Source organism: Stutzerimonas sp. CXK-1 (assembly GCF_057738225.1).
Genome location: NZ_CM173217.1, coordinates 647,059 through 660,946, shown reverse-complemented (window position 1 = coordinate 660,946; position 13,888 = coordinate 647,059). Strand labels below are relative to the sequence as shown.

Sequence of the window (13,888 nt, the reverse complement as noted above, 5' to 3'; positions counted from 1 at the left end):
GCTGACGGCGCCAGGAATGGACAGCGGTCAGCCTGCGCGTGCCGCACCGGCGCGCGGTTGATAAATGTCAATCACCGGCCCCCCGCGCGTCGCGCAGACGGGGGCCGCGTTTCTTCCGCGCCAGGCAATCTTTCCCGCGCCCGGGTTGTCCCACTTCTGTCACCCGCCCTCAGCCGACGAGCCGATGCCCGAATACCTCGCCCCGGTCCCCCGCTGGGAACCGCACGAACGCCCGACCATGCCGGGCTCGCCCGCGATCCTGCTGCACAGCATGCCGGTGCGGCTGGCCTATGCCAGCGTCTCGGTGCTGGTCGGGCTGACCGGCGGGCTCGGCAATGCGCTGGTGCTGGCCAACCTGCCGAGCATCCAGGGCGACCTGGGCCTGACGCCGAGCCAGGGCGCCTGGCTGCCAGCGGCCTACTTCATGGTCAACGCCTCCACCAATCTGCTGCTGATCAAGTTCCGTCAGCAGTACGGCTTGCGCCGCTTCGCCGAGATCGGCCTGGCGCTGTATGCCGCGCTGACTATCGCGCACGTGTTCGTCGAAGGGTTGGCCATGGCGATCTTCGTGCGCGCGGCCAGCGGCCTGGCCGGCGCGACCACCAGCAGCCTGGCGCTGTTCTACATGCTGCAGGCCTTTCGCAAGGCCGACCTGCCGCGCGGGGTGATCGTCGGCTTCGGCGTGACCCAGCTGGCCACGCCGATCGCCTGGCTGTTGTCGCCGGCGCTGCTCGATCTCGATCAGTGGCACCGCCTGTACGTCTTCGAAAGCGGCCTGGCCCTGTGCTCGCTGGCCGCGGTGGTGGTGCTCAAGCTGCCGCTGGGCGAGCGCATCAAAGCCTTCGAGCCGCTGGATTTCGTCACTTTCCTGCTGGTCGCACCGGCGCTGGCACTGCTCGCCGCGGTGCTCGCCCAGGCGCGCCTGCAGTGGTGGACCGAGCAACCCTGGCTGGCCTACGCGCTGATCGCCGCACTGGTCCTGCTGTGTATCGCGGTGATGATCGAACACCATCGGCGCAACCCACTGCTGCAGACGCGCTGGCTGGGTACTGCCGAGATGCTGCGGTTCGCCTTTGGCGCGCTGGCCCTGCGCTTTCTGCTTTCGGAGCAGAACTACGGCGCGGTCGGCCTGCTGCAGACCCTCGGCATGGGGGCCGAGCAATTGCAGCCGCTGTATGCGGTGATCCTGCTCGGCACGGTCATGGGGATCGCCTTCAGCGCCCTGACCTTCACGCCGAAGACGGCGATCCCGCAGATCCTCCTGGCGATCGTGCTGATCGGCACCGCCGGCTATCTGGACATCGACGCCAGCGACCTGACCCGGCCGCACGACATGTTTCTCAGCCAGGGGCTGGCAGCTTTTGCCGGCGGTCTGTTTCTCGGCCCGCTGGCGATCACCGGGATCGGCAAGGCGCTGCGCAACGGGCCGGGTTACCTGGTCAGCTTTGTCGTGGTGTTCTCGCTCACCCAGTCGCTCGGCGGCCTGGCCGGGCCGGCCGTGCTCGGCAGCTATCAGGTGCTGCGCGAGAAGTTCCATTCGGCCCACCTGACCGAGCAGGTGGTCGCCACCGACCCGCAGGTCGCCGCCCGACTGAACCAGGCAGCGGGCGCACAGCGGCCGCGCCAGAGCGATCCGGCGCTGCGCCAGGCGCTGGGTGCCGCGGCGCTCGATCGTGAGGTCACCCGCGAAGCCAACGTGCTGGCGTTCATCGATGTGTTCCGGCTGGTGGTGCTGCTGGCCATCGGGGTGCTGGCCTGGTCGCTGTTCCACGCGGTGCGCAACGCCCGCCTCGACCGCAAGCGTGCCAGCCCATGAGCCAGGATCAGCAGCCGCAAACCGAACCGCGCGCACCGGCCGAGGCGTCGGCCGCCGCCACCGATGCCGGTGCCCAGCCGGTCGAGCCGCCAAAGACGATCCGCCCGAGCCTGCGCTCGGTGCTGCTGATGGCGCTGGTCGCGCTGCTCGGCATCTTCGCCATCCTCTACGCCTGGCAACTGTGGCCGTTCACCAGCGCCGTCGCCATCACCGAGAACGCCTACGTGCGAGGGCAGATCACCGTGCTGGCGCCCCAGGTCGCCGGTTACGTCGTCGAGGTGGCCGTGCAGGACTTCGAGCGCGTCGAGAAAGGCCAGGTACTGGTGCGCATCGATGACCGGCAGTATCGCCAGCGCGTCGAGCAGCGCCGGGCCGAACTGGCGGCGCGGCGCTTCGAGCTGGAAAACCTCGAGCAGACGCTGGCCGCCAACCGGGCCACGCTGCAGGCCCGACGCGCCGAGCTTTTCGCCGCGCAGGCCGAGCGGGACCGTGCGCGCGCCGACGAGCGCCGGGTCAGCGAGTTGGCCGAGCGCGGCTCGGTCTCGATCCGCGAGCGCGACCAGATCCGCGCCACCGCACGCGCCGCCGCGGCCAATGTGCACAAGGCCGAGGCCGCCATCGAGATCGCCGAGCAGACGCTCAAGGCCAGCGAGGTCTCGCGCGGCGGCCTGCAGGCGCAGATCGCGATCGCCGAAGCCGCCCTGAGCCAGGCGCTGATCGACCTCGACAACACCGTGATAACCGCGCCCCGCGACGGTCAGGTCAGCGAACTCGGCGTGCGTCTGGGCCAGTACGTCTCCGCCGGCACTCAGCTGCTCTACCTCGTGCCCGAGCAACTCTGGGTCATCGCCAACTACAAGGAGACGCAGACCTTTCGCATGCGCCCCGGGCAGCCGGTCAGCATCGCCGTCGATGCACTCGACGGCGCCCGGCTGAGCGGTCGGGTCGAACGCCTGGCGCCGGCCACCGGCTCGGAGTTCAGCCTGCTACGCCCGGACAACGCCACCGGCAACTTCACCAAGGTGGTCCAGCGGGTGCCGGTTCGGATCAGCATCGACCCCGACCAGCCGCTGGCCGCACGCCTGCGCCCGGGCCTGTCGGTGATCACTTACGTCGATACCGACGCGGCCGCCGCGCCATGACGCGCGGGCTGGCCCTGTTGCGCTGGACGGCGGGCCTGGCGCTGGTGGCGCTGACCGGCTGCGCACCGACACCGCGCCCCGTGCCGCCGCAAGCGCAGATCGATCCGCCGGCCGCCTGGCGCGCCGATACGCCAGAGCGCTCGTCGGCGCCGGCCGACGGCTGGAGCCGCTATGGCGACCCGCGGCTGAGCGCCCTGATCGAGCAGGCCCTGGCGCACAATAGCGACGTGCTGCGCGCCGCCGCCCGCGTCGAGCAGGCCCGCGAGCGGATTCGCCTGGCCGACGCCGGCTTGCTGCCGACGCTGGACGCGGCGCTCTCGGTCGGCCGTTCGCGGCAGCTCGGCGCACTCGGCGTCAGCCGCAGCCTGGCCGTGCAACCGAGCCTTGAGGTCGCTTACGAAGTCGATCTCTGGGGCCGTCTGCGCCGCTTGCAGCGCAGCGCGCGCCTGCAGTACCAGGCCAGTGAGAGTGAGCGCGCCGCGGTTCGCCTGGCGGTTGCCAGCACGACCGCACGGGCTTATGTGCGGCTGCTGTCGCTCGACGAGCAGCACGCGGTCACCGGCGCCACGGTCGCCGCACGCCGCGAAGCGCTGCGCGTGGCCGAGGACCGCGCTGCGCTCGGTTATACCTCGCAACTGGAAGTCAGCCAGGCGCTGGCCGAATACGAAGCGGCGGCCGAGTTGCTACCGCAGCTGGAACAGGCCATTCGCGAGCAGGAGCACGCCCTGCGCCTGCTGACCGGGCGCTTGCCGGGGCCGGTGGAACGTGGCGCGACCCTGGCGCAACTGCAACGCCCGCGCATTGCCGCGGGGCTGCCGTCCGAGCTGCTCAGGCGTCGCCCGGACCTGCGCCAGGCCGAACGCCTGCTGGCCGCCAGCGACCAGAACCTGCAGGCGCAGCGCGACCTGTTCCTGCCGCAGGTCCGCCTGTCGGCCAGCCTCGGCAGGTTGTTCGTCGACAGCCTCGATTACGACCCGGTAAGAGTCTGGAGCCTGGGCGGCAGCGTACTGGCTCCGCTGTTCACAGGCGGCCGCCTGGAGGCCGGGCTGAACATCGCCACGGCGCAGCGCGACGAGGTAGCGTTCGCCTACCGCGGTGCGGTGCTGCAAGCGTTCAGCGAGGTCGAGAACGCGCTCTCGGCCATCGAGCAGCTCGAACGTCGTCTGGCCCGCATCCAGACGCGCCAGGTGACGCTGGAGCGCTCGCTGCAGATCGCGCAGGACCGTTACCGCAGCGGCTATTCGTCACATCTGGAGGTGCTCGACGCACAACGCCAGCTGTTCGATGCTCAGCTCACGGCCGTTGCCCTGCGCGAGGCCCTGATCGCCCAGTCGATCAGCCTGTACCAGGCGCTCGGCGGGCCCTGGGACGGACCTTCCACGGCAGCCAGCGCCAATCCGGGTAGCGCGCGCTCGGCGCAGTGAGTCACAGAACGCCAAATCGAATAACCCTAGACGTTGAAAGGATTCCCTCGGCGCCAGACTCCAGCTATGGTGGCAATAGACCACTATGGAGTCACTGGATGACCCGTGCGTTTCCATTGCTTTTGCTGACCCTGTTGCTGGCCCTGGCCGGCTGCGAACCGGCACCCGAAGAAGTGCGCATCGGCAGCAACCGCTGGCTGGGCTACGGCCCGCTATACCTGGCGGACGAACTCGGCTGGACCGGCCCAAGCCGCATCCGCCTGGTCGAATACCCGAACACCACCGGGGTCATCCGCGGCTTTCGCAACGGCATGCTCGACGGCGCCATGCTGACGCTCGACGAGCTGCTGGTGCTGCAGAGCCAGAACGCCGAAATGGATCTGGAGATCCTCCTGGTCACCAATGTCTCCGCGGGCGCCGACGTGCTCTATGCGCGCCCGCCAATCGGCATGCTGAGCGAGCTCAAGGGCCACCGGATCGGCGTGGAGAACACCGCGCTGGGCGCGTTTTTCCTGTCGCGCATCCTCGACAGCGCCGGCCTGACGATCACCGACATCGAAGTCGCCAACCTCCAGGTGCACGAACATCTGCAGGCATTTCGCAGCGGCCAGATCGATGCGGTCGTCAGTTTTGCCTCGGAAGGCCCGGCCCTGGAGAAGCTCGGCGCGCGGCGGGTGTTCGACAGTCGCCTGCTGCCCGACGAGATCGTCGACGTGCTGGTCGTCGACCGGCGCCGGGTCAATGCGCAGGAGCGCAAGCGCCTCGCGGCGCTGTGGTACGACGCCCTGCGCGCCTGGCAGGAGAACCCGGCGCAGACCAATCCGCGCCTGGAACGCCGCCTCGGCCTGACGCCCGAGGCACTACAGGTGACCCTCGGCGGGCTGGTGCTTGGCGATCCGGCGCTGAACCGCCAGTGGCACGAACAGGGCCGCCTGCGCAGCGGCGTGACGCGTCTGGCCAGCTACCTCTCCGGCCGTCAGCTACTGGGCAAGGCCAGCCGCCCCGATGAACTCTTCGCCGAATGCCAAGGGGGCCGCCACCCATGCTGACCCGTCTGTCGCTGCGCAAATCGCTGCCGCTGGTACTCGGCCTGTTCGGCCTGGCCTTCACCCTGCTGCTCACCGCCTGGCACCTGCCGTGGCGCGCCGATGAGGCGCTGCACAGCTGGCGCAACCACACCCAGCAGCACCTGGCGCTGCTGCAGAGCAGCCTGAGCGATCACCGGCGCTACGGCCGCATCGCCGAGATGGAGACCGAGCTGGCCGACCTGGCGAGCCTGGAAGGGGTGCGCTGGGCAATGGTCGTCGACCAGCAGCTGCGCGTGATCGCCACCACCCGCCTGGGCCAGAGCCCGGAAGAGCTGGTTGCCGTCGACGCGGGCGAGCTGGCCGAGCGTATCGCCGACGGGCGTTCGAGCTGGATCGGTACGGACGGCTCGGAACAGCTGGCGGTGTATCCGCTCGATCGCGTCGCCGTTGATGGCCGGCCACTGCGCGAGGCGCTGCTGGTGGATTTCGACGTGCGCCCGATCCTCTGGCAGACCGAGCGGGATGCCTGGCTGTATCTGGCCCAGACGCTGACCCTGCTGATCATGCTCGGTCTGCTGCTGCAGGCCCTCTACCAGTGGCTGATCACCAACCGCCTGGCGCGCATCGATCGGGCCGCACGCGCCTTCACGCTGGACCAGCAACCGCAGCCGCCGGCAGTCACCGGCAGCGACGAGATCGGCCACCTGGCGGCGACCTTCAGCCGCATGATGCTGCAGTTGCACAACCGACAGAACGAACTGCGCCAGAGCGAGCAGCTAATGCGCGAGCTGATCGACAACGCCCCGATCGGCATGCTGGTCGTCGACGACCAGCTGCGCGTGCAACAGGCCAACCCCGCAGCCGCCCGGCTGTTCGGTTGCCCGCCGGAGGACCTGCTCGGCCAGCGCCCGGAGGATCGTCTGTTCGATGCCGACGCCAGCGAGCGCCTGCTCCGCCTGCCAGCCAACACTCCGCTGCAGATGACCGGCCGCCGTGGCGACGCGCAGATTCCACTGGAGATCACCTGTACGCCGTTCGAACGCCACGGCGCGCGGCTCAACCTGGTGCTGCTGCGCGACATCGGCGACCGTCTGCGTGCCGAACAGCGGCTGCGCTTTCTCGCCCACTTCGACCCGCTGACGCATCTGGCCAATCGCCACAACGTGGTCCAGACGCTCGAACAGATGCTCGCCGCGCGCACCCCGCTGAGCCTGCTGTTTCTCGATCTCGACCATTTCAAGCGCATCAACGACGCGCTCGGCCATGAGACCGGCGACCGCCTGCTCGCCTATGTCGCCGATCGGCTGCGCAGCCTGGTGACCGGCAAGGCTTTGCTGGCGCGCACCGGCGGCGACGAGTTCATGGTGCTGCTCGAAGGCAGCCCGCGCGAACAGGCGCAGGACGTCGCCAACCGCATCCTCGATGGCTTCCGTGCGCCGATCCAGGTCGGCAAGTACGAATGCTTCGTCAGCCCGAGCATCGGTATCACCAGCAGTGACGGGCGAGGCACGGCGGTCGATCTGCTCAAGCAGGTTGACCTCGCGCTGTATGCGGCCAAGGCCGCAGGGCGCAACTGCACGGCGCTCTACAGTGCCGAGCTGAGCGCCGAGGCCGACCGGCGCCGCCAGCTGGAACAAGCGCTGCGGCGCGCGCTCGATCGCGACGAGTTCGTGCTGCACTACCAGCCACAAGTCGACAGCCAGGGCCAGCCCCGCGTCATGGAAGCGCTGCTGCGCTGGAATTCGCCGGACCGCGGCCTGGTCCCGCCGGGCGAATTCATTCCGGTGCTCGAAGACAGCGGGATGATCATCGAAGCGACGCGCTGGGTGTTCCGCCAGGCCTGTCGCCAGGCACGCCAGTGGGCCGAAGGCGGCAACCGAGTCAGCATCGCGATCAACCTCTCGCCGCTGGACTTCCGCCAGGCCGACCTGGCCGGCAGCCTGCTCGCCATTCTCGAGGAGGAAGGCACCGACCCGCGCCTGCTCGAGCTGGAAATCACCGAGAGCGCGCTGCTCGAAGCCGACGACCACGTGCAGCAGACCCTGGCCCGCCTGAAGGCCGCCGGCATGCCGCTGTTCCTCGATGACTTCGGCACCGGCTATGCGTCGCTCACCTACCTGCAGCGCTTTCCCTTCGACGGCATCAAGATCGACCGCGGCTTCGTCGCCGGGCTGCCCGATAGCGAGCACTCGGTGGCGCTGGTGCGCGGCATCCTGACCATGGCCACCCACCTTGGCCTGCAGGTGGTCGCCGAAGGGGTCGAGAACGAGCGCCAGGCTGCCTTCCTGCGCCTGAACAACTGCCAGAGCCTGCAGGGCTACTACTATTCGCGCCCGCTGCCGGCCGAGCAGTGCCAGCTCGACTACAAGCCGCGCACACCGACCACCCTGCCGCTACCCCTGGATGGCTGAGCGACTGCCCGGCGCTGGCGCAAACCCGCCGGGCTGACTAACCTGCGGCCTTTTGCCATCGGGGCCGACCATGCCATTGCCCGACATCCTCCTGCTGCTCTGTGCCGGTTTCGCGGCCGGCGGCATGAACGCCCTCGCCGGCGGCGGGACCTTCTTTTCCTTTCCCGCCCTGCTGGCGACCGGCCTGCCGCCGGTGACCGCCAACGCCACCAACGCGGTGGCGCTGTGGCCGGCCAGCCTAGCCGCCGCCTGGGCGGCCCGTAGCAGCCTGCGCGCGCTGGGCCGCTATCTCGTGCCGTTGTTGCTGGCCGGGCTGGCCGGTGGGCTGCTCGGTGGCCTGCTGCTGCTCGCCGGCGGCGACGCCGTGTTCAGCCTGCTGATCCCCTGGCTGCTGTTGCTCGCCACTGCCCTGTTCTCCTCGAGCCCCTGGCTGAGCCGCTGGCTGGCAGCCCGGCGACCGACGCAAGCCGAGGTGCCGGCGCATTCGGCCGGTTCGCTGGGCGCTCACGGCCTGGTCGCCATTTACGGCGGCTACTTCGGCGCGGGCATGGGCATCCTGCAACTGGCGGCGTTTTCCATCGAAGGCCATGCGCTGGTTCGCGCCAACGCGCTGAAGAACCTGATCTCCGCCGTGATCTACAGCGTCGCCAGCCTGACCTTTATCGCCGCCGGGCGCGTCAGCTGGGCCGAACTGGTGGTCGTACTGGCCGGCGCCACGGCCGGTGGCTATGCCGGCGGCGCCCTCAGCCAGCGGCTGCCGACACGCTGGCTCAGGGCCCTGGTGATCCTCGTTGGCAGCGGCATGACGCTCTACTACTTCGCGCGCACCTACCTCGGCTGAACCGGTAGCTGCGCCGGGCGCTTCTTTGTTAATGTCGCGGCCGATTCCGCTCGTCCCCGCACAGGTCCCGCCATGGCCCGCAAGAAAGCCGCCCTCGATTTCGAACAATCCCTCGCCGAACTGCAGCAGCTGGTCGAGCGCCTGGAGAGCGGCGAACTGTCGCTGGAGGATTCGCTGACCTGCTTCGAGCAGGGCATCGGCCTGACGCGCGAATGCCAGGCGGCACTCAACCAGGCCGAGCAGAAGGTGCAGATCCTCCTCGAGCGCGACGGCAAGCTCGAACCGGCACCATTCCAGACGGACGAAGACGCATGATCCAGGGCTACCAGCAGGTCTGCCAAAAGCGCGTCGACGGCTGTCTCGAAGCGCTGTTCAGCGCGCCGCTGCCCCAGCTCGAGCGGCTCTACCAGGCGATGCGCTACAGCGTGATGAACGGCGGCAAGCGCGTTCGCCCGCTGCTCGCCTATGCCGCCTGCGAAGCGCTCGGCGGCGACAAGGCGCAGGCCGATGGCGCCGCCTGTGCAGTCGAATTGATTCACGCCTATTCGCTGGTTCACGACGATTTGCCGGCGATGGACGACGACGACCTGCGACGCGGCCAGCCGACCACGCACAAGGCCTATGACGAGGCCTGCGCGATCCTTGCCGGCGACGGCCTGCAGAGCCTGGCGTTCGAAGTGCTGGCCAGCCCCTCGCACAACCCGGCCGACGCCGCCCTGCGCCTGGAGATGTTCAGTGTCCTGGCGCGGGCAGCCGGCCCGGCCGGCATGGTCGGTGGCCAGGCGATCGACCTCGGCTCGGTCGGGCACAAGCTCGATCGCGCGGCGCTCGAGCTGATGCACCGGCACAAGACCGGCGCGCTGATCGAGGCCAGCGTGCGGCTCGGCGCCCTGGCCAGCGGCCGTGCGGACGCCACCAGCCTGGCGGCGCTGGAGCAGTACGCGCAGGCCATTGGCCTGGCCTTTCAGGTGCACGACGACATTCTCGACGTGGAAAGCGACACCGCGACCCTCGGCAAGACCCAGGGTGCCGATATCGCACGCGACAAACCCACCTACCCGGCATTGCTCGGGCTCGACGCGGCGAAAGCCTACGCGCTGGAGCTGCGCGACCTGGCGCTGCATGCGCTGAGCCCGTTCGACGCCAAGGCCGAACCGCTGCGCGCACTCGCCCGTTACATCGTCGCGCGGCGCAACTGAACCACGCGTGCGCGCCGGCCTGGGTCCGCGGTCGGCGCACAGGCCGCGCGCCAGAGCGCCTCGGGCGCATGCGCGCGGTGCCGGCGCAGTACGGCCCGACGGCCCGGCCGTTCTTATCGCGCATCCCATCGGTTAAACTGCCGCTCTTTTTTCAGCCAGAACGATATCGTCCCGATGCCCAAGACGTTCCATGAGATCCCTCGGGTCCGCCCTGCGACGCCCGTTCTAGACCGCGCGGCCAATCCCGAGCAACTCCGGCGTCTGGGCGAGACCGAACTCGAGGAGCTGGCCAACGAGCTGCGCCAGGAACTCTTGTTCAGCGTCGGCCAGACCGGCGGCCACTTCGGCGCCGGGCTCGGCGTGATCGAGCTGACCATCGCCCTGCATTACGTCTTCGATACGCCCGACGACCGCCTGGTCTGGGACGTCGGCCATCAGGCCTATCCGCACAAGATCCTCACCGGCCGCCGCGAGCGCATGGCCAGCCTGCGCCAGAAGGACGGCCTGGCCGCCTTCCCGCGACGCTCGGAAAGCGAGTACGACACCTTTGGCGTCGGCCATTCGAGCACCTCGATCAGTGCTGCGCTGGGCATGGCCATCGCCGCACGCCTCAAGGGCGAGCAGCGCAAGGCGATCGCCGTGATCGGCGACGGGGCACTGACGGCCGGCATGGCCTTCGAGGCGCTCAACCACGCACCGGAAGTCGGCGCCAACATGCTCGTGGTGCTCAACGACAACGACATGTCGATCTCGCGCAACGTCGGCGGCATGTCCAACTACCTGGCCAAGATCCTCTCCAGCCGCACCTACGCCAGCATGCGCGAGGGCAGCAAGAAGATCCTTTCGCGCCTGCCCGGCGCCTGGGAGATCGCCCGCCGCACCGAGGAATACGCCAAGGGCATGCTGGTTCCCGGCACCCTGTTCGAGGAACTGGGCTGGAACTACATCGGCCCGATCGACGGCCACGACCTGCCGACCCTGATCGCTACCCTGCGCAACATGCGCGACCTCGACGGCCCGCAATTCCTCCACGTGGTGACGAAGAAGGGCAAGGGCTTCGCCCCGGCGGAGGCCGACCCGATCACCTGGCACGCGATCAGCAAGCTGGAGCCGGTGGACGCCCCGGCCAAGCCGAAGAAGCCCAGCGGGCCGAAGTACTCCAACGTGTTCGGCCAGTGGCTGTGCGACATGGCTGCGGCCGATCCGCGCCTGACCGGCATCACCCCGGCGATGAAGGAAGGCTCGGACCTGGTCGCCTTCAGCGAGCGCTACCCGGAACGCTACTTCGATGTCGCCATCGCCGAGCAGCACGCCGTGACCTTGGCCGCCGGCATGGCCTGCGACGGCCTGAAGCCGGTGGTGGCGATCTACTCGACTTTCCTGCAGCGCGCCTATGACCAGCTGATCCACGATGTCGCGGTGCAAAACCTCGACGTGCTGTTCGCCATCGACCGCGCCGGCCTGGTCGGCGAGGACGGCCCGACCCATGCCGGCAGCTTCGATCTCTCCTACCTGCGTTGCATCCCCGGCATGCTGATCATGACGCCGAGCGACGAGAACGAGATGCGCCGCATGCTCACCACCGGCTATCACTTCGAGGGGCCTGCGGCGGTGCGTTACCCGCGCGGCACCGGGCCGAACGCGCCGCTGGAGCCGGGGCTCGAGCCGCTGGAGATCGGCAAGGCCGTGCTGCGCCGCCAGGGCAGCAAGGTGGCGCTGCTGGTGTTCGGCGTGCAGCTGCCCGAAGCGCTGCAGGTCGGCGAAGCGCTCGACGCCACGGTGGTCGACATGCGCTTCGTCAAGCCGCTGGACGAGGCGCGGCTGCGCGAAGTCGCGGCCAGCCACGAGCTGCTGGTGACGATCGAGGAGAACAGCATCATGGGCGGTGCCGGCAGTGCAGTAGCGGAGTTTCTCGCCGCCGAGCGAATCGTCATGCCGGTCCTGCACCTCGGGCTGCCGGACCTCTATGTCGAACACGCCAAGCCGAGCGAGATGCTCGCCGAATGCGGCCTGGATGCCGCCGGCATCGAAGCCGCAGTGCGCCAGCGCCTGGCCGCACTGGACAACGCCTGACGTCGTTTCGGTGGATGGGTGGAGCCATCCACCCTACGTTTGACGCGGCCGTAGGGTGGAAAACTGCGAAGCACTTTCCACGGGTGGCTATCCATCACGCCCGCCCCCCTGAACCTACACCGTGTTCACGGCGCCGCGGTGAATGGGTAAAGCGTCATCCACCCTACGTCTGACGCGGCCGTAGGGTGGAAAACTGCGAAGCATTTTCCACCAACCTCCGCCTCGACCCTCACCTCCGCGCATTCAGCGCAACAGCAGATCACCCTCGATCGGCACATAACGCGTCGCCGCACGGATCAACGACTGCGCAGTGAGCCCCGGCACGCCGTAGGCAGTGGCCTCGACGCCTCTCGCGCGCACCCGCTCGAGCAGCAGGTCGAAATCACCGTCACCGGAGGCCAGCACCACTTCATCGACACGCACGGCGGCATCCAGCACGTCGATGGTGATGCCGACGTCCCAGTCACCCTTGGCCGAGCCGTCACTGCGCTGGATATAGGGCTTGAGCCTGACCGTGAAGCCGAGGTTGCGCAGGATCTGCTGGAACTGCTGCTGGCGCGGATCGCCGCGCTCGATGGCATAGGCATAGGCTTCGACGATCTGCCCGCGGCGGCTGACGTCCGACCACAGCGCCGCATAGTCGAAATGGCAGCCGTAGGCCTGGCGCACGGTGTAATAGAGGTTTTGCACGTCGGCAAACAGGGCGATCTTCTTCACGGGCACCTCGCGCGGGGCGCCCCAGTATAGGCGATGCGTGTCGCGCCTCGGCCGCTTCGGCTAAAGTGTCGCCCTTCGCTGGCCATGCCCTGCCGCTTACGCATGAACGTATTCACCATCCTGCGCGATGCCTGGTTCTTCTACTCGCGTCACTTCGCCACGATCGCCCGCCTGTGCCTGCCGCTGATCGCCCTGGAAAGTCTCACCCGTCTGGGCGCCGACCACCTGTTCGGCGGTGCGACGATGCCGGCGCAGGACCTGCTGATCGGCCTGCTGTTCTACCCGCTGTATACCGGCGCGCTGATTCTCTTCATCGACGCGCGCAGCCGCGGCCATGAGCCGGCGCTGCGCGACGTCCTCGCCCGTGCCCTGCCGCTGTGGCCGGCGCTGGCAGTGCTCACGGGGCTGACCACGCTGCTGATCATGCTTGGCGCCTCGCTGTTCGTCCTGCCCGGGATCTGGGTAATGGTGCGCGTGGCCTTTGCCGAATACCTGCTGGTACTGCGCGGCCACACACCGCTTGCGGCGGTGAAGGCGAGTTTCGAGCTGACCCGCGGGCACTTCCTGCTGGTGCTTGGCTGCGTACTGAGCGTCATGCTGCCGCTCTGGCTGCTCGAGGCCTGGCTCGCCAGCCCGGCCGAAGCGAGCGCGGGGGGCCTGTTCGTGAAGCTGCTGCTGGATGCGCTCGTCGGCCTGCTGCAGCTGCTGCCCACGGTCATGCTGTTCCGCTGCTTCATGCTCTGTACCGGCCAGGAGCGCAACGACGGCTGATCGCTCCGGCGGGCAATCGGCCAGGGGCTTGCTAGGCTTGTGCTTCCCCACCGAGGACCCGCCGCCATGAGCACGACCAACCCCAGTATCCTGTCGCACATCTCGCTAGGCACCAACCGCTTCGAGGAGGCGGCCGCTTTTTACGACCAGGTCCTCGCGCCCCTCGGCTGCCAACGGATCATGGCGCATCCGGGGGCGATTGCCTGGGGTCGCGAATACCCGGAATTCTGGTTGCAGACGCCAATCGACGGAGCCCCGGCAACGGTGGGCAACGGTACCCACGTCGGCTTCTTCGCCAATGACCGCGCCGCGGTGGATGCCTTCCACCGGGCGGCACTGGCGGCCGGCGCCAGCGACGAGGGCGCGCCGGGGCCCCGCGCCGACTACGGCGAGGCCTATTACGGCTGCTTCGTCCGCGACCTGGACGGCCACAAGATCGAGGCCGCCTACTGGGACATGGGCTGAA

12 protein-coding genes are annotated in these 13,888 nt (G+C 68.8%); 11 read left to right on the top strand and 1 reads right to left on the bottom strand.

Features of this window, described 5'->3' with window-relative positions:
- Positions 1-238: 238 nt before the first annotated feature.
- The 9 genes from AC0KXH_RS03160 (at position 239) to dxs (ending at position 11,934) form a co-directional block, all read left to right on the top strand.
- Entirely contained in the window at positions 239-1,816 is a 1,578-nt protein-coding gene (locus AC0KXH_RS03160) for an MFS transporter (RefSeq protein ID WP_312201822.1), read from the top strand.
- Complete coding sequence (locus tag AC0KXH_RS03155) at positions 1,813-2,958, top strand: HlyD family secretion protein (RefSeq protein WP_224109407.1); 1,146 nt, start codon at positions 1,813-1,815, stop codon at positions 2,956-2,958. Before AC0KXH_RS03160 ends, AC0KXH_RS03155 begins: the two co-directional genes overlap by 4 nt.
- On the top strand, positions 2,955-4,382 hold the full coding sequence (locus AC0KXH_RS03150; RefSeq protein ID WP_488224144.1) for an efflux transporter outer membrane subunit: 1,428 nt from the start codon (positions 2,955-2,957) through the stop codon (positions 4,380-4,382). The genes AC0KXH_RS03155 and AC0KXH_RS03150 overlap by 4 nt, the downstream gene beginning before the upstream one ends.
- Before the next feature lie 98 nt (positions 4,383-4,480).
- Positions 4,481-5,431 carry an ABC transporter substrate-binding protein gene (locus tag AC0KXH_RS03145; RefSeq protein ID WP_488224143.1) on the top strand — a complete coding sequence of 317 codons (951 nt, stop codon included), beginning with the start codon at positions 4,481-4,483 and terminating at the stop codon, positions 5,429-5,431.
- Complete coding sequence (locus AC0KXH_RS03140) at positions 5,425-7,821, top strand: putative bifunctional diguanylate cyclase/phosphodiesterase (protein WP_488224142.1); 2,397 nt, start codon at positions 5,425-5,427, stop codon at positions 7,819-7,821. The genes AC0KXH_RS03145 and AC0KXH_RS03140 overlap by 7 nt, the downstream gene beginning before the upstream one ends.
- A gap of 70 nt (positions 7,822-7,891) precedes the next feature.
- Positions 7,892-8,662: a sulfite exporter TauE/SafE family protein gene (locus AC0KXH_RS03135; RefSeq protein WP_488224141.1), complete on the top strand. Its 771-nt coding sequence runs from the start codon at positions 7,892-7,894 to the stop codon at positions 8,660-8,662.
- A gap of 72 nt (positions 8,663-8,734) precedes the next feature.
- Positions 8,735-8,977 (top strand): exodeoxyribonuclease VII small subunit, encoded by a 243-nt coding sequence (locus AC0KXH_RS03130; RefSeq protein ID WP_041107973.1) that lies wholly within the window; start codon positions 8,735-8,737, stop codon positions 8,975-8,977.
- Positions 8,974-9,861, top strand: coding sequence for a polyprenyl synthetase family protein (locus AC0KXH_RS03125; RefSeq protein WP_165564056.1), 888 nt, complete (start codon positions 8,974-8,976; stop codon positions 9,859-9,861). Before AC0KXH_RS03130 ends, AC0KXH_RS03125 begins: the two co-directional genes overlap by 4 nt.
- A 174-nt stretch (positions 9,862-10,035) precedes the next feature.
- Entirely contained in the window at positions 10,036-11,934 is a 1,899-nt protein-coding gene (gene dxs / locus AC0KXH_RS03120; RefSeq protein ID WP_488224140.1) for a 1-deoxy-D-xylulose-5-phosphate synthase, read from the top strand.
- A 243-nt stretch (positions 11,935-12,177) separates the two neighbouring features.
- Here the strand turns inward: dxs and AC0KXH_RS03115 are convergent, their stop codons facing one another.
- Positions 12,178-12,651, bottom strand: coding sequence for a LabA-like NYN domain-containing protein (locus AC0KXH_RS03115; protein WP_213150271.1), 474 nt, complete (start codon positions 12,649-12,651; stop codon positions 12,178-12,180).
- A gap of 102 nt (positions 12,652-12,753) precedes the next feature.
- Between AC0KXH_RS03115 and AC0KXH_RS03110 the strand changes: the two genes are divergently transcribed.
- A complete protein-coding gene (locus AC0KXH_RS03110; protein WP_061337004.1) occupies positions 12,754-13,422 on the top strand; it encodes a YciC family protein in 669 nt (222 codons plus the stop codon).
- 66 nt (positions 13,423-13,488) lie between these two features.
- Positions 13,489-13,887: a VOC family protein gene (locus AC0KXH_RS03105; RefSeq protein ID WP_041107983.1), complete on the top strand. Its 399-nt coding sequence runs from the start codon at positions 13,489-13,491 to the stop codon at positions 13,885-13,887.
- The last annotated feature ends 1 nt before the right edge of the window (position 13,888 follow it).

Excerpts from the sequence above, each read along its gene's own strand:
- AC0KXH_RS03145 (WP_488224143.1), top strand. The coding sequence starts at position 4,481 with ATGACCCGTGCGTTTCCATTGCTTTTGCTGACCCTGTTGCTGGCCCTG.
- AC0KXH_RS03140 (WP_488224142.1), top strand. The coding sequence starts at position 5,425 with ATGCTGACCCGTCTGTCGCTGCGCAAATCGCTGCCGCTGGTACTCGGC.
- dxs (WP_488224140.1), top strand. The coding sequence starts at position 10,036 with ATGCCCAAGACGTTCCATGAGATCCCTCGGGTCCGCCCTGCGACGCCC.
- AC0KXH_RS03160 (WP_312201822.1), top strand. The coding sequence starts at position 239 with ATGCCGGGCTCGCCCGCGATCCTGCTGCACAGCATGCCGGTGCGGCTG.
- AC0KXH_RS03135 (WP_488224141.1), top strand. The coding sequence starts at position 7,892 with ATGCCATTGCCCGACATCCTCCTGCTGCTCTGTGCCGGTTTCGCGGCC.
- AC0KXH_RS03130 (WP_041107973.1), top strand. The coding sequence starts at position 8,735 with ATGGCCCGCAAGAAAGCCGCCCTCGATTTCGAACAATCCCTCGCCGAA.
- AC0KXH_RS03125 (WP_165564056.1), top strand. The coding sequence starts at position 8,974 with ATGATCCAGGGCTACCAGCAGGTCTGCCAAAAGCGCGTCGACGGCTGT.
- AC0KXH_RS03150 (WP_488224144.1), top strand. The coding sequence starts at position 2,955 with ATGACGCGCGGGCTGGCCCTGTTGCGCTGGACGGCGGGCCTGGCGCTG.
- AC0KXH_RS03105 (WP_041107983.1), top strand. The coding sequence starts at position 13,489 with ATGAGCACGACCAACCCCAGTATCCTGTCGCACATCTCGCTAGGCACC.
- AC0KXH_RS03155 (WP_224109407.1), top strand. The coding sequence starts at position 1,813 with ATGAGCCAGGATCAGCAGCCGCAAACCGAACCGCGCGCACCGGCCGAG.
- AC0KXH_RS03110 (WP_061337004.1), top strand. The coding sequence starts at position 12,754 with ATGAACGTATTCACCATCCTGCGCGATGCCTGGTTCTTCTACTCGCGT.